The 20,556-nt window shown below is 32.5% G+C and carries 20 protein-coding genes, 3 tRNA genes and 1 riboswitch; of the genes, 3 read left to right on the top strand and 20 right to left on the bottom strand.

Features of this window, described 5'->3' with window-relative positions; translation table 11 throughout:
- From P5P90_RS04685 to P5P90_RS04630, 12 genes are all read right to left on the bottom strand, one after another.
- Positions 1–1,959, bottom strand: a complete 1,959-nt coding sequence (locus P5P90_RS04685; RefSeq protein WP_278036048.1) for a response regulator — start codon at positions 1,957–1,959, stop codon at positions 1–3.
- A 225-nt stretch (positions 1,960–2,184) separates the two neighbouring features.
- A complete protein-coding gene (gene gap, locus P5P90_RS04680) occupies positions 2,185–3,183 on the bottom strand; it encodes a type I glyceraldehyde-3-phosphate dehydrogenase (RefSeq protein ID WP_278036047.1) in 999 nt (332 codons plus the stop codon).
- 87 nt (positions 3,184–3,270) lie between these two features.
- A complete protein-coding gene (lipA, locus tag P5P90_RS04675; RefSeq protein WP_278036046.1) occupies positions 3,271–4,170 on the bottom strand; it encodes a lipoyl synthase in 900 nt (299 codons plus the stop codon).
- 184 nt (positions 4,171–4,354) lie between these two features.
- Positions 4,355–4,666, bottom strand: coding sequence for an energy transducer TonB (locus P5P90_RS04670; RefSeq protein ID WP_278036045.1), 312 nt, complete (start codon positions 4,664–4,666; stop codon positions 4,355–4,357).
- A gap of 150 nt (positions 4,667–4,816) precedes the next feature.
- Complete coding sequence (locus P5P90_RS04665) at positions 4,817–5,206, bottom strand: hypothetical protein (protein ID WP_278036044.1); 390 nt, start codon at positions 5,204–5,206, stop codon at positions 4,817–4,819.
- Positions 5,207–5,414: 208 nt separating this feature from the next.
- On the bottom strand, positions 5,415–5,708 hold the full coding sequence (locus P5P90_RS04660; protein WP_278036043.1) for a hypothetical protein: 294 nt from the start codon (positions 5,706–5,708) through the stop codon (positions 5,415–5,417).
- Positions 5,709–5,734: 26 nt separating this feature from the next.
- Positions 5,735–6,442: a hypothetical protein gene (locus tag P5P90_RS04655; protein ID WP_278036042.1), complete on the bottom strand. Its 708-nt coding sequence runs from the start codon at positions 6,440–6,442 to the stop codon at positions 5,735–5,737.
- 11 nt (positions 6,443–6,453) lie between these two features.
- Positions 6,454–7,548 (bottom strand): hypothetical protein, encoded by a 1,095-nt coding sequence (locus P5P90_RS04650; RefSeq protein WP_278036041.1) that lies wholly within the window; start codon positions 7,546–7,548, stop codon positions 6,454–6,456.
- On the bottom strand, positions 7,478–8,125 hold the full coding sequence (locus P5P90_RS04645; RefSeq protein ID WP_278036040.1) for an MG2 domain-containing protein: 648 nt from the start codon (positions 8,123–8,125) through the stop codon (positions 7,478–7,480). The genes P5P90_RS04650 and P5P90_RS04645 overlap by 71 nt, the downstream gene beginning before the upstream one ends.
- 265 nt (positions 8,126–8,390) lie before the next feature.
- Positions 8,391–9,779 carry a dihydrolipoyl dehydrogenase gene (gene lpdA / locus P5P90_RS04640; protein ID WP_278036039.1) on the bottom strand — a complete coding sequence of 463 codons (1,389 nt, stop codon included), beginning with the start codon at positions 9,777–9,779 and terminating at the stop codon, positions 8,391–8,393.
- Between the two features lie 399 nt (positions 9,780–10,178).
- Entirely contained in the window at positions 10,179–11,210 is a 1,032-nt protein-coding gene (locus P5P90_RS04635) for an iron ABC transporter permease (RefSeq protein ID WP_278036038.1), read from the bottom strand.
- 5 nt (positions 11,211–11,215) lie between these two features.
- Positions 11,216–12,358, bottom strand: coding sequence for an ABC transporter substrate-binding protein (locus P5P90_RS04630; RefSeq protein WP_278036037.1), 1,143 nt, complete (start codon positions 12,356–12,358; stop codon positions 11,216–11,218).
- Positions 12,359–12,556: 198 nt separating this feature from the next.
- A riboswitch (cobalamin riboswitch) is annotated at positions 12,557–12,824 on the top strand.
- 148 nt (positions 12,825–12,972) lie between these two features.
- On the opposite strand from P5P90_RS04630, the gene P5P90_RS04625 reads away from it, so the two are divergent.
- Positions 12,973–14,847, top strand: a complete 1,875-nt coding sequence (locus P5P90_RS04625; protein WP_278036036.1) for a TonB-dependent receptor plug domain-containing protein — start codon at positions 12,973–12,975, stop codon at positions 14,845–14,847.
- A gap of 45 nt (positions 14,848–14,892) precedes the next feature.
- On the opposite strand, the gene P5P90_RS04620 is transcribed toward P5P90_RS04625, so the two are convergent.
- Together P5P90_RS04620 and P5P90_RS04615 are read right to left on the bottom strand one after the other, a co-directional pair.
- Positions 14,893–15,507, bottom strand: a complete 615-nt coding sequence (locus P5P90_RS04620; RefSeq protein WP_278036035.1) for an N-acetylmuramoyl-L-alanine amidase — start codon at positions 15,505–15,507, stop codon at positions 14,893–14,895.
- 83 nt (positions 15,508–15,590) lie between these two features.
- Positions 15,591–17,048, bottom strand: a complete 1,458-nt coding sequence (locus P5P90_RS04615) for a S41 family peptidase (protein WP_278036034.1) — start codon at positions 17,046–17,048, stop codon at positions 15,591–15,593.
- A gap of 187 nt (positions 17,049–17,235) precedes the next feature.
- On the opposite strand from P5P90_RS04615, the gene P5P90_RS04610 reads away from it, so the two are divergent.
- Positions 17,236–17,763 (top strand): DUF4252 domain-containing protein, encoded by a 528-nt coding sequence (locus tag P5P90_RS04610; RefSeq protein ID WP_278036033.1) that lies wholly within the window; start codon positions 17,236–17,238, stop codon positions 17,761–17,763.
- Between the two features lie 77 nt (positions 17,764–17,840).
- On the opposite strand, the gene P5P90_RS04605 is transcribed toward P5P90_RS04610, so the two are convergent.
- The 4 genes from P5P90_RS04605 to P5P90_RS04590 all read right to left on the bottom strand — a co-directional run bounded on the left by P5P90_RS04605 (position 17,841) and on the right by P5P90_RS04590 (position 18,871).
- Positions 17,841–18,344, bottom strand: coding sequence for a tetratricopeptide repeat protein (locus tag P5P90_RS04605; protein ID WP_278036032.1), 504 nt, complete (start codon positions 18,342–18,344; stop codon positions 17,841–17,843).
- Positions 18,345–18,560: 216 nt separating this feature from the next.
- A tRNA-Leu gene (locus P5P90_RS04600) sits at positions 18,561–18,643 on the bottom strand.
- A 41-nt stretch (positions 18,644–18,684) separates the two neighbouring features.
- Positions 18,685–18,757, bottom strand: a tRNA-Lys gene (locus P5P90_RS04595).
- A 41-nt stretch (positions 18,758–18,798) separates the two neighbouring features.
- Positions 18,799–18,871 (bottom strand) — tRNA-Lys (locus tag P5P90_RS04590).
- 127 nt (positions 18,872–18,998) lie between these two features.
- Between P5P90_RS04590 and P5P90_RS04585 the strand changes: the two genes are divergently transcribed.
- Positions 18,999–19,517: a shikimate kinase gene (locus tag P5P90_RS04585; protein ID WP_278036031.1), complete on the top strand. Its 519-nt coding sequence runs from the start codon at positions 18,999–19,001 to the stop codon at positions 19,515–19,517.
- Here the strand turns inward: P5P90_RS04585 and P5P90_RS04580 are convergent.
- Together P5P90_RS04580 and P5P90_RS04575 are read right to left on the bottom strand one after the other, a co-directional pair.
- Complete coding sequence (locus P5P90_RS04580) at positions 19,509–20,009, bottom strand: phosphoribosyltransferase family protein (protein ID WP_278036030.1); 501 nt, start codon at positions 20,007–20,009, stop codon at positions 19,509–19,511. The two genes, P5P90_RS04585 and P5P90_RS04580, sit on opposite strands and share 9 nt — an antisense overlap.
- Positions 20,010–20,111: 102 nt before the next feature.
- Positions 20,112–20,516: an RNA-binding S4 domain-containing protein gene (locus P5P90_RS04575; RefSeq protein WP_278036029.1), complete on the bottom strand. Its 405-nt coding sequence runs from the start codon at positions 20,514–20,516 to the stop codon at positions 20,112–20,114.
- Positions 20,517–20,556 lie beyond the last annotated feature (40 nt).

Genomic DNA, 20,556 nt, shown 5'->3' with positions numbered 1-20,556 from the left:
TTAGGAAAGAAATTTAGTTAGCATTAGGTAAAAATCATTTGGGATAAATGGTTTTGCGATAACATCATTCATTCCAAAGGATAAAAGCATCTCCCTGTTTTCGTTTAAAGAAATTGCAGTCATTGCAATAATCGGTGTTTTGCTATCAAATTTCCGAACTTCTTGTGTGGCAATAGTACCATTGATTCCAGGCAATTGCACATCCATTAAAACTAAATCGTATTTGTTGTTTTTTATGGCTTCAATGGCTTCTTCACCATTATCAATTACTTCGCAGTTAATATCTCTGTTTTCCAGCATTCGCTTGGTAATCATTTGGTTGATTTTATTGTCTTCAACTACTAAAATGTTTTTTCCTTTTATTTTCGAAAGGTCAAAAGTGATTTCTTTTTCGGGTTTTAATTCCATTTGGTCTTTAGCTACTTTTAGCGCTAAGTTGAACGAGAAAGTAGAGCCAACACCTACAATACTTTTCACATGGATTTTACTGTCTAAAAGATGAAGTAATTTTTTTACGATGGTTAAACCAAGTCCTGTACCACCATATTTTCGGTTGATTTCGGTAGAACCTTGCGAAAAACTTTCAAAAACGCTTTCTAATTTTTCTTCAGGAATACCAATTCCAGTATCTTTTATTTCAAAGGAAATAGTTGCTATTTGATTTTCCAGAGATAGTAATTGAGCTACAATGCTTACTTTTCCGTTCTTAGTGAATTTTAGAGCATTGTTGATTAAGTTCATAAAGATTTGAGATAGACGGATAGGATCACCAATTAAATTATTTGGAATTTGATTGTCAAAATCTAGTATGAACTCATTTCTGTTTTTTGTAGCCACTTCACTCAAAGAGTTTTTTATATCATTGAGTAATTTTCGTAAGTCAAAATTGATCTTTTCTAATTCGATTTTATTCGAATCAATTTTATTAATATCTAAGATGTCATTTATAAAAGCTGTCAAATAATTACCTGAATATTGTAATGAACTTAAGTAGTGTAATTGGGATTGTTTTGGCTTTTCTTCTAGCAAAAGATGCGTAATACCATTAATAGCATTGAGTGGTGTTCTTAATTCATGACTTACAGTCGAAAGAAATTCAGCTCTGGCATTTGAGGCTTTTTCGGCTATTTCTTTAGCTATTCGTAGTTCTTTGTTTTTTTCTTGAAGCAGTAAGTTTGTTTTTTTCTTTATGTTGTTGTTTTTGTACAAGCAGAAACACCATAGCGAAAGAATTGTGATTAAAGCAATAGATAAATAATTAATCAAACGTGAAAAATTTTCATCACGTTCTTGTTCTTTTTTCTTTTTCTCTAATCGAGCAAGAGCTAGTTTTTTTTGATTTTCTTTGAACGCTTCATAATCGTTTATGCCTAATTTTTTATTATTTGAAATTGCAATACTTTCTTTTAAATTAAGGTGTGATTTTAGAAAGGAGTAAGCGTTGCTTTTATCCAGCATTTTGTCATATACTTGACTAATAGCTAATAAAATATTTGACTTTTGATCTAAATTTTGATTTTTAGCATTTAGATTTAATGCCTTATTGAAATAATTCAAGGCTAAATTATTTCGATTGTTTTGTTTTTCGATGAGCCCCATTTGGTACAAAGCTTCCGCTTTTGTATATAGGTTGTTTGGCGATTCTGGTTTGATAATAATGTTATTGAATAGCGTTGTTGCTTCTTCAATGTTGTTGGTTGCCCTATTAATAATGGCTGTTTGAAGTGAAATTAAGTCCTCATTTTCTTTTATTTCTAAGGACTTTGAAATTGTAGCCGCTTTGTTTATACTGATTTTTGCTGCGATAAAATTGGAATCCTGAATTTGGCTTAATCCTAGATAATAAAATGCTTTAGCGTATTCTGGTGTTGGTTTAAGTGTTTTGAAAAGATGTATACTTTCTGTTAATTTTTCAACGGCATCTTCATACTTTTTCAAACCATAAAAGATTTTACCCATTTGAGCGGTTTGTATAGCCTGTTCTTTTAGGTTGGCATGCTCTCGAGCGTAATCAATAGCTTTTTGTGTATATAAAAAGACTTCTTTGTATTTGTTTGTCTTACTATTCGTATAAGCTAAGCTTTTGTAATAGCTTATGCTGTCTGTTTCTTTTTTTGAGAATACAGAGAGAAATTAAATAAAAAAACTAAAATCAGTAGAAATTTGATTTGTAATTTCATTTAGTTAGTTTGATTTGGTCAAAAGTATTAAATCAATTAATCGTGATGAATACCCAATTTCGTTATCATACCAACCAACAACTTTTACCATTTTGTCAATGACAGAGGTAAGTTGGGCATCAAATAAGCAGGAATTTTTATTTCCTATTATATCGACAGAAACTATTGGGTCTTCGGTGTAATCTAAAATGCCTTTTAGTTCATTTTGTGATGCCATTTTGAATGCTTCATTGATTTCAGCTATGGATACTGCTTTTTTTACATTAAAAGTAATATCAGTAAGCGAACCATCAGGAACAGGTACTCGAATACCACAACCTCCAATTTTGCCGTCTAATATAGGAAAAATTTTTGTTAGTGCTTTTGCGGCACCTGTTGTCGTAGGAACAATTGACTGGCTTGCACCTCTAGCTCTTCGTAAATCCTTGTGTGGCTGGTCGTGCAAACTTTGATCAGTAGTAAATGAGTGGATGGTTGTAATATATGCTTGTTCAATACCACACAGTGCATCAATTATTTTAATCATTGGCGCAGCATTGTTTGTTGTACAACTTGCATTTGAAATAATTGTTTCGCTACCGTCTAAAATATGTTCATTTACTCCTAAAACGACTGTTTTGATGTTGTCTACTTCAGAAGGAGCAGAAAGAATCACTTTTTTAGCACCAGCAATTATATGCTGGTTTAAAACTTCGTAGGATTTATGTTTTCCAGTTGACTCTATGACAAAGTCAATATTTAATTCTTTCCAATTTAGGTCAGAGATATTTTTTTCGTGAAAAAATAAAAAGTCTTGTTCATCAATAGAAAAGCCATTTTCGTTAGCAATTACCGTATGTGGTAAAACGCCATGTATACTGTCGTATTTGATAAGATGAGCCATTGTTTGGATATCGGCAATATCATTAATGGCAACTACTTCTATTTCTGGATGATTTAAAAGTAGACGGAATAAATTTCGGCCTATACGACCAAAACCATTGATGGCAATTCTTGTTTTCAATTGTAGTGTTTATTCGTTTATTTGTTTATTCGTTTATTTTTAATCCTTTACAAGTAACCGAATAAACAAATAACCCAATTGGCTTAATTATAAAATATGTTTTTGAGCTTTATAAGAAGAACGAACCAAAGGACCGCTTTCTACATGACGGAATCCTAATTCTAATCCAAATTGTTCGTATCGGGCAAATTGTTCCGGTGTGATGAATTCCTTAACGGGTAAATGTTTTTTACTTGGTTGTAAATATTGCCCAATAGTGACTACATCAACGTTTGCGGCACGTAAATCACGCATAGTTTGGAATACTTCTTCTTCTTCTTCACCAAGGCCTAACATTATTCCAGATTTGGTTCTGTTGATTCCTTTTTCTTTTAAGTATCGTAAAACTTCTAAACTACGATCGTATTTCGCTTGAATACGTACCTCTCGTGTTAGTCTGCGCACAGTTTCCATATTGTGAGAAACTACTTCTGGATTTGCTTCCACAATTCGATCAATATTTCTTTCGATTCCCTGAAAGTCCGGAATTAAAGTTTCAAGAGTTGTATTTGGGTTCATTCTGCGGATAGCTCTTACTGTTTCCATCCAGATGATAGAACCACCGTCTTTCAAATCGTCACGGTCAACACTGGTAATTACTGCATGTTTAATATTCATGATTTTAATAGAACGGGCTACTTTTTCTGGTTCATCCCAGTCTACTGTTTCCGGACGACCTGTTTTTACACCGCAAAAGCCACAAGAACGTGTACAAGTATTCCCTAAAATCATAAAGGTAGCGGTTCCTTCACCCCAGCATTCTCCCATGTTAGGGCAGCTTCCGGATGTACAAATGGTGTTTAAACTGTATTTGTCAACTAGTCCACGAAGTTCAGTATATTTTTTTCCTATTGGAAGTTTTACTTTTAGCCATTTTGGTTTAGTACCATTTGGTTCGGCGGTACCTTGGGTTCCAACTGCTGTGGAAGTATTTAAAGTAGTTTCCATAAATCAAATTTAAGGCTTCAAAGATACGTAATCTAGTTGTAAAATGTGCTGTTTATATGTTCAAGCTTATAGAGAGTTTTGTTATAAAATGCTTAAATATCTACAATATTTTATAGTTGTTATTGCAAAACAATAAAGCATTCGATTTTTGTCGAATGCTTTTGAGATTTTTGTCGAATATTACTTATTCTACCTGAACAACAATAGGTAAGTTGTAGGCTGTTCTAACAGGTTTTGCATTGTAGATTCCTGGAGACCATTTCATTTTAATCGAATTCAATACTCGAATGGCTTCTTTTTCTAAGGCAGCACCAGGTTTATGAGTCACTTTAATACTAGTCATGCTTCCATCTTTTTCAACTACAAATGAAACTAAAATACGAACCGTTTTGCTTTCATCCATAGTTGGGCTGTTAAAATGTGTTCCTACATAACGGTAGAATTTTTCGATTCCACCTGGAAATTGTGGTTTTTTGTCTAATACGGCATCGATCATGACTTCAGTGTTGGTTCCTTCGGCTGTACCCGTACTACTTTCAGTTCCAGTCCCTCCAATTACACCTCCTTTTATTTCAGAACTTGTTCCGCTAACAGTTAGTCCATCTGCTGGTTTATCTGTAGGTTCAGTTTTGTCTAAAGTATATTTTTATGTAGGTGTTGCCTCAATTGGTTTTACTACTGTTGGATTAATCAGTTGCTTTGTTTTTTCAATTGCATCCGTCACTTTTTGACTCTGAGCTGGAGGTGCCGCAGGTGGTGTTGCTTCTTTTTTTTGTTCTGGAGTATAAATATCCTTTAATTGAATTATTGTTTCGTCCCAATTTATTGTCGGTGGAGGTGAGACAACTTTACCATTAATGAGATGTAAGAGGTTGGGCAATACGATTAACGAAGTGCATAATACAATTCTCAGCGTAAGGGCTCGAAAAGAAGTTTTGGTTATTTCTTGGCGTAATTGAAACGCACCGTACTCTTTGTTTCGGTTTTCGAAAACTAGGTTAATCCAGTTGTTTTCATAGAGGCTTAGTTTAGACATAACTTATGGATTTAATGGTTAAGAAATTCAGTTAAATCGTATGCGAATGTGGTATTATTTTTACAACTATTAAATTATGAAATTAGTATGTAAAATCCTAAGGTATTTTGAAATAATTTTTATTCAGTTTAGTTAAGAATTAAAAATTTATCTTTTTAAGAAGGAAAATGTTTTATTTGTTGGTGTTTTTGCTTAAAAAAAGATTAAGCTATTTTATTTCATAATCAAGAATTTGATAACCAATATCTCCGTTTTCAGAAATGGCTTCGATGATTACTGTATTTTCTCCTTTACTATCTGTATTGTAAAAAGAGGCAGTTGCTTTCCCTGAATCATCGGTTTTTAGGATGGGTTGCCAATGTACTAATGTTCTCAAATCAGGAGTTTTCCAATCATCTGGTTGAATAGTATCATATTTAGGAGCATAAAATTCTTTAGCTGCAGCAAAAACAGGAATACTTGTTTTGGTTATTCCTTTTGGTTTGTAGGCACCAAATAGCACTATTCCTGCGTGGGTATAGATAGCAATTACATTTCCTCAAATAAGACCAGGTGGAGGAAAGGGCTAATTTCTGGGTGAACCTCGCAGTACAATTGTGCAAAACCATTAGCATATTCAATAATTTCAAAGCTTTTTACTTCACTTGGGGGGATATTTGGAATGTGTACATAATCATGATACATAACAGGAATTCCATCAATAAGTACCACTGTAGGCATATTGTTGACAATAGCTTCTAAAAATTGTTCTGAATTTCTTTGTATAGTCACTTTGTCGAGATAGTTAAATAGAAGTATACTGTATAATCCATACGACCATTTTTGTTCTTTTGATTGTATTTCCTTACCACTAATGATGGTTTCGGGTTTGCCATATCTTTCGGTGACTTTTTTTCGGTTGGGATTACTTTCATTAATAATGTTTACCTGATTTAAAAGAATACTACCAAACTGCATATCTAATTTTTCATTCCATTCCTTTTGCATTTTATTTCTTTGAATGAATGGAGCCACAATACTATCTACTTGTTCAATTGAAAGTTTATTTTCAAATGAAATCGTAGTCGGTTTTTTATAATCAATAACTACAGGATTATTGGTATTTTTGTTAGAACTTTTAGAGGTTTGAATAAGTACTTCCATTTCGCTACCATATTCATCATCTAAATTGAAGCTGAATTTTCCTAAACTATCTGTTACTTGTTTGTAAAAGCCTTTGCTTTTTCCAGAAGTCATCATGGTTAAGTCTAATCCTTGTTTTCCTTTTTTTCGGAAAAAAGACTATTTACTTTACCTGAAATAGTTAGTGATTTTTCGGGAGCAAAAGCAATGTTTTGGTAGTTTTTTGAATAGTTGTATTTGCTCCATCCCTGAGTGAGCATAAGTGCCTCCAAGTCAAAATGCTTATTGCTTTTGTTTTCAAAATAATAACCTGGATTTTCTATATTTCCTTTTAATTCAGAGTCAATTAAAAAATAGGAGAGAATGTTTTGACGTAAACTTTGCATCTTTCCTAATTCGTCTTTTCGAATCACTAGTACCGATGTGTTGGCTTTAATTGGTTCGTTGTTTTCATTTTTGGTTTGAATGCTAAGTGTAGTTTGATTTCGTTTATCATATTTCTCTTTGTCAGTGCTGAGGTCAATTTTTAATCGACTTTGTGGTTTTTCATTGAAATAGAGTCTTTCTGCGATAGGTTTTTTGCTTGAATCTAATAGGGTAAAAGCGACTATTCCTTCGGGTATGAAGTCAGTTGTTATGTAAGAACTATAATTTCCTTCTTTTAAAGTTATTCCTTTTTGATGTAATTCAATTCCTCTGAAAGAAATTTTTAAAAAGACACTATCGTTGATGATATGGTTAGACCCAATATTCAGGAGTATTTTGTTTCCTTGTTTGTTTAGAGATAAAATAGTTCCTGTAGTAGCTACTTTAGGCAATGGGTATTTTACCGAATTTGATTTGATTTTGGCAAAATACTTTTTGTTAGGATCAACTTTTGCCAAATAAAATATTCCCATTCCAAGAGGGTTGCTTTTGAATGAAGTAATAAGGTTGTCTTTTTCATCAATGATTTCGCCTTCAATTACTTTGCCTTTGCCATTTGCTTCCAGCGCTTTAAAGCCAATTTTTGAAGAGAGCCCCTCTACGAGTTCACCGCTTTCTGGAAAAAACTGTAAATCAAGATAATCTTTGTTTAATACAATATTTTTGCTGTAAGTTTTTTGGTTTTCGGTTTGAATTTTTATGTTAGCAAATTGACTTCCTTTGCTAATTTTGTACTCTAGAATGTATTTGTCTTTGTTTTTTTTTGATGAGCAAACTATCTTTTTTATCGTCAATAGTAAGAAATACAGCCAGTTTATTCTTTTGTAACGAATCAATTACTTGTGGATTGAATTGTATTTCCAAATGGTCATTCCCATTTTCTTCTTGAATTAATTTGATGTTTTGAATGGCATCTATTCCATTTAAATCATTGGGGAATACCTGAATATATTCTTCAAAAATGAAGTCAGTATCGAAATTTTCATTCCATCTAGTATAGGCTCTGATAAGGTAATTGCCTTTTGTGATTTTTTTATCCAAATCAAAATTCCCTTGTCCAATTCCGTTTTCTATTTTGATTGACTTTTTTTGAATTAGCTTTTTATCCGCATTAATTAATTCTACATATAACACATTACTTAATACAGAAGGGATGTTTTCAGAGGCATTAATAATAATACATTTGAACCAAACAGTGTCTCCATTAGTGTAAACTTTTCGGTCAAGTTGCAGGTATATTTTTTCGGCAAATGCGCTGTTATCTACTTTTATACTGTTTTCTTGTGCTTTGATTTTTGGAATAGCTAAAAACAGCATGCACAAAAACATATAAATTATTTTGTTATGGATTGTGATAGCGTTTTGCTTCATTACTATATGATTTTAAGGTATTTTTCGATTGAATTTTACTTCATTATTTTAACAACAAAAGAGTTTTTGTCAAAAAATGGCTAATATCAAATATAGTAAATAAAAATATTACGTAGGATTTTTTTGTTTTTTTGAAAAATAAAAGATAGTTAAGAAATAATGAGAAAAACAATTTCTTCTTTTTAAGTATCCAAGTTTACTTGAGCAAAAAAAATCCGATTAGTAGAAACATCGGATTTTATTATTTTGAAATTTATTTTGAGGATTATATGTGAATCACTTCACCGTAAGCAGCTGCTACAGCTTCCATAACGGCCTCACTCATTGTTGGGTGTGGGTGGATAGCTTTAAGGATTTCGTGACCTGTAGTTTCTAGTTTACGAGCCACAACTGCCTCAGCAATCATATCAGTTACACCAGCTCCAATCATGTGGCAACCTAACCACTCACCGTATTTAGCGTCGAAGATTACTTTCACAAATCCGTCAGCATTTCCAGATGCTTTGGCTTTTCCAGAAGCTACGAATGGGAATTTTCCAATTTTCAAATCGTATCCTTTTTCTCTTGCCGCTTTTTCTGTTAAACCTACAGAAGCAATTTCCGGAGTAGCATAAGTACAACCAGGAACATTTCCGTAATCGATAGGTTGAACGTGCATACCAGCAATTTTCTCCACACAGTTAATTCCTTCAGCCGAAGCTACGTGAGCTAAAGCCTGTCCTGGAGTTACATCACCAATAGCATAGTAACCTGGAATATTGGTAGCGTTGTACGCATCAACTAAGATTTTATCTCTGTCAGTAGCGATACCTACTTCTTCTAAACCGATATTTTCAATGTTAGTTTTGATACCAACAGCAGAAAGTAAAATATCCGCTTCTAAAACTTCTTCTCCTTTTGCTGTTTTAACGAATGCTTTAACTCCTTTTCCTGTTGTATCGATTCGCTCTACAGAAGAATTAGTCATCACAGTAATTCCTGATTTTTTCAATGCTTTTTCAAATTCTTTTGAGATGTCTTCATCTTCAACAGGAACTACATTTGGCATAAATTCAACTATTGTAACTTCAGTTCCCATAGAGTTGTAGAAGTGAGCAAATTCTACTCCGATTGCTCCTGAACCTACGATAATCATCTTTTTTGGTTGTTCAGGCAAAGTCATTGCTTGACGGTATCCGATAACTTTTACACCATCTTGTGGTAAGTTTGGTAACTCACGAGAGCGAGCTCCTGTTGCAATAATGATATGATCGGCACTATATTCAGTAACATTACCATCCTTAGCAGTAACGTCTAATTTTTTACCTGGTTTTAATTTTCCAAAACCTTCGATAACGTCAATTTTGTTTTTTTTCATTAGGAAAGTAATTCCTTTGCTCATTCCGTCAGCAACATTTCGGCTACGTTTGATAACCGCAGGGAAATCTTTGTCAAATTCAGAAACTGTCAATCCGTAATCGGAAGCGTGTTTTAGATAATCAAAAACCTGAGCAGATTTCAATAATGCTTTCGTTGGGATACATCCCCAGTTCAAACAAACTCCACCTAAGTTTTCTTTTTCAACTACGGCTACTTTAAAGCCTAATTGTGATGCTCTAATAGCAGTTACATATCCGCCAGGACCACTTCCTAAAACAATTACGTCGTATTTCATTTCTATCTATTTATTTGTTTTTTATTGGTGAAATGCATGAGCAAGCTCAAGTCATTTCTTTGTATTTATTTGTTTTTTAATGGTGAAATGCGATGAGCAAGCTCAAGTCATTTTTATGTTTTTTTTTATTCAGTTGTAAAAATGAAGTTTGCCAAAGCAGCTTTCACTTAAAATCAATTGAGATTGCGAATTTAAGGAATATTTCTGTTTTTGAAAGTCCCTATTGGATAAAGTTTTAACAGAATACTGTTTATTACCCTCTATTATTTGAAATCTAACAAAATGAAGTTTGTTTTTTAAATAAATTTATGGATTTAGAAAATTTATGGTTTTACTGGGTTTGGTTTACAAATAAAAAACGCTTCATCACTGATTTTGATTAAGAAAAAATGGAACTTATTATCCAATCATTTTTTGTTTTCTAACTAATAACCAAATCACAATTGGAGCCCCAAAAATAGAAGTTACCGCGTTGATTGGTAAGCTTATTTCTCCACCAGGAACCTGTGATATTGTATCGCAAACAAGCATAATCATTGCGCCAAAAAGCAAGGTACTCCAAAACAAAATGGTATGATTGCTGGTTTGAAAAACCAATTTTGCGATATGCGGTACTGCTAATCCGATAAAAGCAATTGGTCCTGCAAATGCTGTAATACTTCCAGCTAAAATACTGGTTGCCAAAATAATTATTAATCTCGATTTTTGATAATTTAGCCCCAGACTTCGAGCGTAATTTTCACCCAGAAGTAAAGCATTTAAAGCTTTAATACTAGCCAAACTTAATAGTAATCCTAAACTAACACAAATGGCGAGTATAATAATAGAATTCCACGAAAGATTTCCTAAATTTCCTAGTGACCAAAAGGTGAATTTTTGTAATTGTTCGGCAGTACTAAAAAAACTTAAAGTTCCCACAATGGCGGAGCTTAAACTACCAAACATTAGTCCCACAATTAAGATGGTCATGGTATCACGTAAACGAATGGAAACTACTATGACAGCCAATAAAACGGTTGTGCTTCCTAAAGTAGAAGCCAATACGATTCCATAAGGAGATAATACTATTTTTTGTAAAAAACCCGGGAGTAAACTAGCACCTAAAATTACAAAAGCCACACCTAAACTCGCCCCCGAACTTAAGCCTAGCACATAGGGACCTGCTAAGGGATTTCTAAAAAGTGTTTGCATTAATAAACCGCTGGTACTAAGTCCAAAACCCACTAAAACTACTGTAATTGCTTTTGGTAATCGGTAATTAATGATGATGTATTCCCAGCTAGATTTACTGGCTATTCCACCTGTCAAACTATGGTATATTTCCTTGAATGGAATATTGATAGAACCCAAACTAATATTGGTGAAAAATAAAAATAGCAGTCCTATTACAAGAAAGAAAAAAGTAAGACTATGTTGCTTTTGTTTTTTCAATTCGACTAATTTAGTTTTTGTACAAAAGTAAAATTATAATCCGGAAGTAATTCAGGATGAAAAATTTTGATATAATCTTTTAAAACTAAGTCAGGGCGGCTAGGGGCAAGTTCGTAATAAATAGTTCCGCCAGTGGCTCCTAATTTACTTTCAAAAGTATATACGTTTTTTTGAGTAAAAGCATTGAATTGGTTGTAATGAGGATTGCTATTACCTAATTCTTTTAAGTTTTTAAAAGAACCAGTTGCAATCCAAACTTGAGCCGTTTTTGCTTTTTCTAAAATTTTTTCGAAAGGCAATCCAAGGCTTCCGCTTCCTTCAGTATTGGCCCATAAATAATTGGATTTAGCATCTTTCATAAACTGTGCAACCCAGCTGTTTCCTTTGGCAACAAACCATTGATTTTGATATATGGAACCATATAAAACAGTAGCTTCGGCTTTTTGATTCGCTACTAATTTCAGTGCGTCGTTGTAGTTTTTTACAATGGCATCAAAAAGTTTTTTTCCTTCTTTTTCTTTCCCAAACAATGCTGCGTATAATTTTATCCATTCGGCTTTTCCTAGTGGTGATTGTTCCATCCAGTCAGCTTGAATCAGGACTTTTAATCCGCTTTTTTCTAAGTTGGCAATCATAGGGTTATTGTTGTCAATCCCAAAAGCTACAATTACTTCTGGTGCTAAATCAATCAGTTTTTCAATATCTAAACGTTCATTTTGACCTATATTTTTAACAATCCCCTCATCAATTAATTGTCTTGTTTTTTGGGATGAAATATAATCGGTATGAGGGAATCCTAATAATTTTCTTTCTTCATTCAACATTTCGATAAAAGGAATATTGGTGGTAGAAGTCACTACAATAGATTGTAATGGGATAGTAATTGAGGTGTATTTAGAAAGACTATCAGGTATTGTGGCATTTTTTTCTTTCAAAATATAGGTGAAATCTTTATTAGCATCTGGCCAAGGATTACTAATTTTTACGATAGAATAGCTCTTGTATTTATAAATAGAAAGATTAGTTGAATATTCAATTTCATTTTTTTGTGATGTATCAGAAGTTGTAGTTGAATGTTCGTTCTTTTTGCAAGAAACAAAGTTGACTAATACGATCAGAAATATGATTTTTTTGAAAAATAAATTCATTAATTAAATTTTAAATTTGGGCAAAGGTATAGGAAATTGTAAAAAAAAGAGTCCGTTTTTTAGGATGAATTCAATAGTTTATGTTATTAAATCTTCGGTTTTATTTTTGAAAATGAATTTTTCATCGAATTTTTGGATATATAAAAATATGTTTTTTCCTTAAAACATAAATTTGATTAATTACTAAATTAAGTTTTATCTTTGCTGCCGTATTGAGGTGGCTTTTTCAAATTAAGAAATAGCCTTAAAAGGGAATCAGGTGAAAGCGTTTAGAAACAGAAGTTAGATTTCAGGATGTAAAATCAGAAATCTTAAATCTTTATTCTAAAATCTTAAATCCCGAGCTGTACCCGCAACTGTATGCTATCAAGCTTGTTGTTTCTACAAAACCATTGTCCGCCACGGCGGATGAGAAGGTCAACAACAAGACGCAAGCCAGGAGACCTGCCTTTTTACATCGAGTATCAAACTTTCGGGAAAAAAGGTTTGGGTATGGGTAATTCTATGCTTTTCTCCCATTTATTAGTCATGTAACAGTGATTACTGTTATTAAATGTTTTTAAAATGAACAAAAAAATCGTTCGTATTAGTGCGTTATTCGTGTTAGTAAGTGCATGTGCTTTGGCACAAAAAAAGGAGTAATCCAATCGGCTGCAAATGAATTAGAAGAGGTCGTTATTTCAGATTCTAAGTTTGCTTTACCAAAAGAAAAATCAGGTAAGGTAATTGTGAAAATTACTGCTGATGATTTGAAAAAAAGACCAGGACAGTCAGTGGCTACTGTTTTGAGTACAGTGGCTGGTGTTGAAGTTAATGGTAACCAGAGTAGTGCAGGTAAGAATCAAAGCTATTACATAAGAGGAGGGCGTAATCGTCAAACTTTAATTTTGATTGATGGAATTCCTGTTACTGATGCTTCTGGAATTAATTTTGATTACGATTTACGTTTGATTCCTGTAGAGCAGGTTGAAAGTATTGAAATTATGAAAGGAGCTGCGAGTACATTGTATGGTACTGGAGCAGCTACTGGTGTGATTAATATTACTTTGAAAAAAGCGGCTAAAAAACCGATTGCTGGAAATGTGTATATGAATGTAGGTACTCAAACAACAGCTCAAGATAAAGATTATTCGGCTCAGGAATACAATCAAGGATTTTTGTTTAATGGAAAAACAGAAAAGTTCAATTATTTCGCTTCTTTAAATAGTAGCGAGATTACGGGTATTTCAGAGGCAAAAGCTCCTAATGGTGAGAGCTTTGAAGACGATAGTTTTTCAAGAGTTAATAGTTTGGTGAAATTTGGTTTTACCCCTACGAAAAAATTAAGTTTTGATTTTTTTGCTAATTATGATCGCCTTAAAAATGATTTTGATGATAATGCATTTGCAGATAACCCAAATAACTATGGAAAATCGGAGCAATACAGAGTTGGGTTTTCACCAAAATATAAATATGATAATGGAGAATTAGTAGTAAATACTGCTGCTAGTTTAATGGATAGAGGTTTGTTTCAGTATGGAGGTTTAACAAAGTATAAATCAAGAAATGTAAGTGTAGATGCATTTAACAAATATCAAATTTCAACTGATTTCTTTGTTGTAACTGGAACCCAATTTCAGTTTTTTGATATGTCAATTAATAGTTTATACACGAATATTCCAAATGAGCTGGCAACATATAATTTGATTGATCCTTATGTGACGGCGGTTTATAATTCCAATTTTGGTTTGAATATTAATGCTGGTGCAAGGTTGAATATTCATAGTAAATACGGTAATCATTTTGTGTATAATATTAATCCATCTTATCATTTTGAAAATTTACCGTTAAAAATAATTTCGTCATTCAGCACGGCATACATTGCACCAAGTTTGTATCAATTGTATGCTACTTATGGAGGGAATATGAATTTAGAGGCAGAAGAAAACAGTACTGTTGAAACAGGATTTGAACTAGCTTTTTTAAATAAGAAAATAGTTTTGAATTCAGTAGCTTTTTATAGACAAGAGAAATCTGCTATTGAGTATGGAACAGCTTATTTTAATGCGAATGGAAAATACAATTCTAAAGGTATTGAAACTAGTTTTACTTGGGTATTTAACAATAAGATAAATTTAAACGCTAATTATACATTTACCCAGACGGAAGATAAAATGGTAATTAATAGTTTTCCTGATATAACAGCTAATCTATACAATCCAAAACATAAGGTAAATGCAGCAATTGATTATCAGTTTGTACCGGGTGCTTTTGTTGGAGTTAGCTATCAGTACTTGGACAAAAGGCAAGGATTTATGGGATATCCACCAGTTGTTTCTGTTTTGGATTCCTATCAATTGTTGAATGCAACAGCTAAGTATGAATTAATCAAAAATAGAATGAATGTTTTTGCTTCGGTAACAAATATTACCAATGAAGATTTTGTTGAGGTAGTAGGTTACAATACGAGAGGAAGAAACTTTAAAGTAGGGTTGAATATCAATTTTTAACAATTGATTTATCAAAAAAATGCCGCTCTCAAAGCGGCATTTTTTTTACTTTAATTCCGATAAGTATTCTGAAATAGATGATGCAATTTTATCTTGAGAATTACTATCTGTTAAATATTTATAGTCATTTTCATTAGTTAGAAATCCTAATTCGACAATTACTGCTGGTGCATTACTGTTTTTAAGGATATAAAATGGTGCTGTTTTAACGGAACTTGATTTGAAAAAGTCATGTTTTAAAAGTTTTTGTCTTAGTTCGTTTGCTTTTTCAACTGATTTATCTGAGAATTTATTTTCCTGTGACGTATAAAGTTCTAATCCTGATTTCGTATTGTCTTTGTTTGCGTTTATATGAATGGATAAAACAAAATCAGGTTTAAGCGAATTAATATATTCCGTTCTTTCTTGGAGTGTTAGTGTCTTGTCTTCATTTCTCGTAAAATGAATGCGAACATCGTTGTTTGTAGATTTGATTTTCTTAGCAAGTGCTTCTACCAGTTGTTTTTCGCTAATTCCGTTTTTTATAGCTCCGGCGTCAGTACCACCATGGCTTACATCAATTACTACTTGTATTGGAGAAATTGTTGTTTTTTGGGGTTTGTCAAAGCCCAATAAAATTACTGCTGTAGTAATTAAAAATAATTGTGTGATTTTTTTCACGAGGTTGGTTTTTAATGGTTACTAGTAACTAACAACTTCAAAAACAGCAAATTATTGTATCTGTGTGAAATATTTTTTACTTTTTATAAGTCTGATTTCTCATCAAAATACATCAAATTCATTCCTCTTAATGTTTTAGAGTCGTTAAGATGAATAAAGTTGGTGGTAGTTTTTTCTGGTAATGTGTATTTAGCGGTTCCAGTGATCTTCCCAATTGCTGTACTTAATAAGGGCTCGTTAGGTTCACCTAATATTCCTAAAGTTTTTATTCTTTCTGTTACTAGGTGATCAGGCACTAATCCATCTAAATAATCACTAAAACCAACTGAATTTTGAGACTGCGCAACAATAGGTTGCATAGCGTAGCGGTGATTTTTATTTAATCCGGTTTTTGTCAAACTAGGAGAGTCGTAAAGTGTAACTGAGGCTACATTTTTTCCATAAGTATAATCTCCTATTTGTACAACGTTAATATAGGGGTCTAATCCGTTAATGATTAACTCGCTTGCCGATGCGGTGCTTCTGGTTGTTAACACATAAACTTTGGTGAGATTTAAACTATTTAAAGCGTTTCCATCAATTGTACTAACGAAAAGGTATTTTTTATTGAGAAAAGATTTTTTAGTATTATAGGCTAATTCATTGAAAATTTTTCCTGTAAATTGTCCTGTAATCATACTGGCTAATCGTATCGAACTATTTACAGAACCACCACTGTTGTATCGCAAATCTAAAACCAGTTCTGTAATTCCCTCTGAGTTGAAAAAACCAAAGGCATCATTTAGTTGGGAATCGTAACTTGGATAAAAACCATTGTACATTAAATAACCAATTTTGTGTGCTCCGCTAGTAATTACTTTTTTAATTAATATTGGATTTTCGGCTAAGGTTGTTTTGGTTAGGCTGAGATTTTTTCCATTTGGAGTAATTACAGGGTTGTTGTTAGAGTCGTATGTTAAATCAGCAAAATTTAAAGTGTAACTTTCGGCATTGCTAAAAAACAAATTGGCATAATTGTTTAGATTAAGACTTGTTCCGTTAATACCATAAATGACTTCACCACGCTTAATGTCTTTAACAGCTGCATCCGAATTAGGGATGATGTAGCGAATGTAGGCAATTACCTGATTGCTGTTTTGTGAAATACGACTAAAGCCAAATTCTACACCATTGCTTTTTGAAGTTCCTTGTAATTGTTGTTCCAAAGTAGTGTAATCGCTTACTATCCAGCTAAATTGGTCTACAACATCATATTGATTAGCAGCATCAGAATCGGGTGCTCTGTATAGTAATTTTTCAAATAAATTTTCAGGAGAAAATGGTTTTAAAAAATTTTCATATTCGGAATTATTAGTAAATCGGTTGTCTGCTAAATCTGGAACTTTTTCCTGCCACAGATACATTTCATTTAATCCTCTCCAAATAAATTTTTGGACATCTAAATCAGTGTTTTCTGGTAATGAGTCATCATTATCCTGACAGCTTTGTAAGGAACATAATGAAATAAAAAGAAATAATAGGCGTTTATATTTAAGTTTCATTTGGAATAACTTTTAGGCTATTTACGTAAAAATACTATCTTTAGTTTTGTTTTTAGGGCTTTCATTTCGAAATACTCTATAAAACTAGTTAAATGTATTGGGAGAATAAAATAAAAAGTCGTTTTTTGGCATGGAAATGGTTATACCTATTTAATAATTTAGAAACTATTAAAATAAAAATATAGATATGAAAAAAGTAATACTAACGATGTTAGTTGCATTTGCTTCAACTTCGTTTTACGGACAAGCCGTTTTTGATCAGTTTAATGGTAAAGATGAAGTTGTTTCGGTAGTAGTGAATAAAAAAATGTTTGAATTAATGAGTAAAGTTAAAGTTGATGCTTCTGATAAAGAGACGCAACAATATTTAAAGTTGATTCAAAATTTGAATGATTTAAGGGTTTTTTCAACTACGAACAAAGCAGCAGCTCAGAAAATGAAGGAAGTTGCAGATGGCTACATTAAGACTTCGGCAATGGAGGAGTTAAAAAAGGTAAATGAAAATGGTAAACAGATAACAATTGATGTTAAAAGAACAGGAAATTCAAATGTGATGAATGAGTTTGTAATGTTTATTCAGGATGATACAAATGGTATGAGTCGAACAGTTTTAATGTCTTTGACAGGTGTTTTTAATCTGGAAGATATTTCAATTTTGACTGATAAGATGCAAATTCCAGGCGGAACCGAATTGAAAAAGCTTACTCAAAAGTAAGCGATAGTATTTGTAAAAACAACAAACGCTGTTTCATTTTGAAACAGCGTTTGTTGTTTTATGTCCTCTTGAAGTGTTTATTTGCAATAGGTTTTTAGATTTTGAGAAGCGCTTTTACTGCCTAATTTCAAGGCTTTTGAAAAATCAGCACAGGCCTTTTTTTTCTCTCCAAGGTGAATATAGGTGAGTCCTCTAAGGTTGTATGTAAGATAATCTTCTTTGTTGTATTGAAGTGCATAATCGCAATCTTTTAACGAAGATTTGTAATCTTTGAGTTTGTAATAAATATTAGCTCTGGTTGTATAGGCATAAATATTGTCATTATGCATTTCTAGCGTTTTGTTCACATCTACTAATGCTCCCTGTAAATCGTTTATTTTGATTTTTTCCATACTTCTATTCAAATAGGCAGGAACAAAATCAGGTTGAATTTTTATAGCTTTATCGTAATCTTGAATGGCACCTTTGGTATTGCCTGCTTTTGATTTTTTCATTGCTTGGTCAAAATAATTTTCAGCAGCAGTTTGTGTCCAACCTACAAATGAGATTAGAAGTAATGAGTAGAGTAGGAGGCTTTTCATAATAAATTATATTTTTTATTTACAAATGATAACGTAATGTAATAAACAAAGTTGTGTTGGTTGTTAAATATTTTGGAAATAAAAAATATAACGGTATGTGTAATCTATCCAGTTATGGGGAAGTGCGCTAATTTAAATAAAAATCGAAGGAAAGAGTGTTCAAAATGAGTTGGTGGAAGTACCTTTATTGAAAAATTGAACAGCTGATTTTTTTAGTGACCACGGTGGGATTTGAACCCACACGCCCTTGCGAGCACCACCCCCTCAAGATGGCGAGTCTACCGTTTCTCCACGTGGCCTAAAAGTAAAAAAGGTTAAGTAAAATATACTTAACCTTTTGTGACCCGACTGGGGCTCGAACCCAGGACCCCATCATTAAAAGTGATGTGCTCTACCAACTGAGCTATCGAGTCAATGCATCATAAAACGTTTTTCAAGTGAATCACTTAATTTGTGACCCGACTGGGGCTCGAACCCAGGACCCCATCATTAAAAGTGATGTGCTCTACCAACTGAGCTATCGAGTCTTGCATCGTTCCCTGATTGCGGGTGCAAATATAAGGACTTTATTTTAAGTTTTCCAAGTATTTTTATTATAAATTTGTCTTTTTTTAATAATAAATTTTAATGCCTTAATTTATAGGGTTTTATTCTATGAAGAAAATTGTACTGTTAGGTTATATGGGTTGTGGTAAGTCTACAATTGCCAAAGAATTATCAAAAAAGATTGAAATGCCTTTTATTGATTTGGATGATTTTATCGAAAAAAAGGTGAATTCGCCTATTAAAACAATATTTGCCGAAAAAGGCGAAATCTATTTCAGGAAATTAGAACATGAATGTTTTGTGGAATTGTTGAATTTCTCAGAACCTATAATTATTGGTTTAGGAGGAGGAACACCATGTTATGCAAATAATCATGAATTACTCAAAAGAGAAGATATCGTTTCTATTTATTTGAAAGCTTCGATAGAAACTTTAGTAAATAGATTGTCTTCAAATAAGAGCAATAGACCCCTTATCGCCAACAAAAACGATGAGGAGATGAAAGAGTTTATTGCTACTCATTTATTTGAAAGAAGTTTTTATTATAATCAGGCGCAATATGCTGTGGCGGTTGATAAACAAACTATAGAACAAACGGTTCAAGAAATTTTATCCATTTTAGCTTAACCATGCATTACTATTACCGTCTAAATCAAATTCGACTTGTACATGTTCTAATAAGGAAGTAGAAAGGGAAATTCCTTTGAAATCGGCTTTTACTGGGTATTTTTTATGATTGCGATCGACTAAAACGGCTGTTTTGAATTTTTTTAAAGGCACATCCAAAAAGTGTTTTACCGCATAGATTAGGGTGGTGCCTGAATTCAATACATCATCAATAAGAATTAAACCTTTATTTGCGTATTCTTCTGCTGAAATAGAGGTTTGTATAGCCAATTGCGGATTTAGTTTATCAACATGAACTTCACATAAAATTATTTTAAGGTCAGAGATTGATTTTAGTTCGGAAGCAATTTTTTCAGCAAATACATATCCTTTGGATGCGATACCTGCCAAAACTACTTCTTCCTCATCTATAAATGTTTCGTAGATTTGGTAAGCAATACGTTTTGTTTTGTGTTTGATTTCTTGGTCGGTTAGAATGATATTTTTGCTCATAATTTGTTTTTTTGCTAATATAACTAAATTTAAATTCCAATAAGAAAATCCCCGATTTCAAAATTTTGGGGATAAAATATTAAAGTTGAAATTTGGAATTTTTTAAAAATTGGAATTTAAATCATCTTCTTCGTCTTCGTGAATTTCGTTTCCATAATCATCAATATCTCTACGATCTTTTTTAGTAGGACGACCTGTACCACTTTTTCGATAATGTTCTTTAGAAAGTTTTAATAATTCCAGATGTTGATATACTTCTGGTGAAGTATCATTTCTTCTGTAGATGTCTACTAATTTTGCACCAACACGATTTTCTGGGATATCTAAAACAGTTATGGTTTGAGTGATTTGGTCTTTTCTAAAAGTGATTTTGTCAGTAGGAAAAACTTCTTTCGAAGGTTTGGCTACGACACCATTTACAGTGATGTGATTTTTTTTACAGGCCTCCGTAACCATATTTCTGGTTTTGTAATATCGGACACACCATAAATATTTATCTATTCGCATAAAATTTCTAAAATCAGAGTTAAATAGTTTACAAAAATAA

The sequence above is a fragment of the Flavobacterium nitratireducens genome (assembly GCF_029625335.1).
GTDB classification, from domain to species: Bacteria; Bacteroidota; Bacteroidia; order Flavobacteriales; family Flavobacteriaceae; genus Flavobacterium; species Flavobacterium nitratireducens.
This window is presented reverse-complemented; position numbering and strand designations above follow the sequence as displayed.

What these genes read in the sequence shown, in the direction of transcription:
- P5P90_RS04685 (WP_278036048.1), bottom strand. Translation starts at nt 1,959, where the DNA reads ATGGGTAAAATCTTTTATGGTTTGAAAAAGTATGAAGATGCCGTTGAA.
- lipA (WP_278036046.1), bottom strand. Translation starts at nt 4,170, where the DNA reads ATGGAAACTACTTTAAATACTTCCACAGCAGTTGGAACCCAAGGTACC.
- P5P90_RS04670 (WP_278036045.1), bottom strand. Translation starts at nt 4,666, where the DNA reads ATGATCGATGCCGTATTAGACAAAAAACCACAATTTCCAGGTGGAATC.
- P5P90_RS04665 (WP_278036044.1), bottom strand. Translation starts at nt 5,206, where the DNA reads ATGTCTAAACTAAGCCTCTATGAAAACAACTGGATTAACCTAGTTTTC.
- P5P90_RS04655 (WP_278036042.1), bottom strand. Translation starts at nt 6,442, where the DNA reads ATGACTTCTGGAAAAAGCAAAGGCTTTTACAAACAAGTAACAGATAGT.
- P5P90_RS04645 (WP_278036040.1), bottom strand. Translation starts at nt 8,125, where the DNA reads ATGAAGCAAAACGCTATCACAATCCATAACAAAATAATTTATATGTTT.
- lpdA (WP_278036039.1), bottom strand. Translation starts at nt 9,779, where the DNA reads ATGAAATACGACGTAATTGTTTTAGGAAGTGGTCCTGGCGGATATGTA.
- P5P90_RS04630 (WP_278036037.1), bottom strand. Translation starts at nt 12,358, where the DNA reads ATGAATTTATTTTTCAAAAAAATCATATTTCTGATCGTATTAGTCAAC.
- P5P90_RS04625 (WP_278036036.1), top strand. Translation starts at nt 12,973, where the DNA reads ATGTGCTTTGGCACAAAAAAAGGAGTAATCCAATCGGCTGCAAATGAA.
- P5P90_RS04615 (WP_278036034.1), bottom strand. Translation starts at nt 17,048, where the DNA reads ATGAAACTTAAATATAAACGCCTATTATTTCTTTTTATTTCATTATGT.
- P5P90_RS04610 (WP_278036033.1), top strand. Translation starts at nt 17,236, where the DNA reads ATGAAAAAAGTAATACTAACGATGTTAGTTGCATTTGCTTCAACTTCG.
- P5P90_RS04605 (WP_278036032.1), bottom strand. Translation starts at nt 18,344, where the DNA reads ATGAAAAGCCTCCTACTCTACTCATTACTTCTAATCTCATTTGTAGGT.
- P5P90_RS04585 (WP_278036031.1), top strand. Translation starts at nt 18,999, where the DNA reads ATGAAGAAAATTGTACTGTTAGGTTATATGGGTTGTGGTAAGTCTACA.
- P5P90_RS04580 (WP_278036030.1), bottom strand. Translation starts at nt 20,009, where the DNA reads ATGAGCAAAAATATCATTCTAACCGACCAAGAAATCAAACACAAAACA.
- P5P90_RS04575 (WP_278036029.1), bottom strand. Translation starts at nt 20,516, where the DNA reads ATGCGAATAGATAAATATTTATGGTGTGTCCGATATTACAAAACCAGA.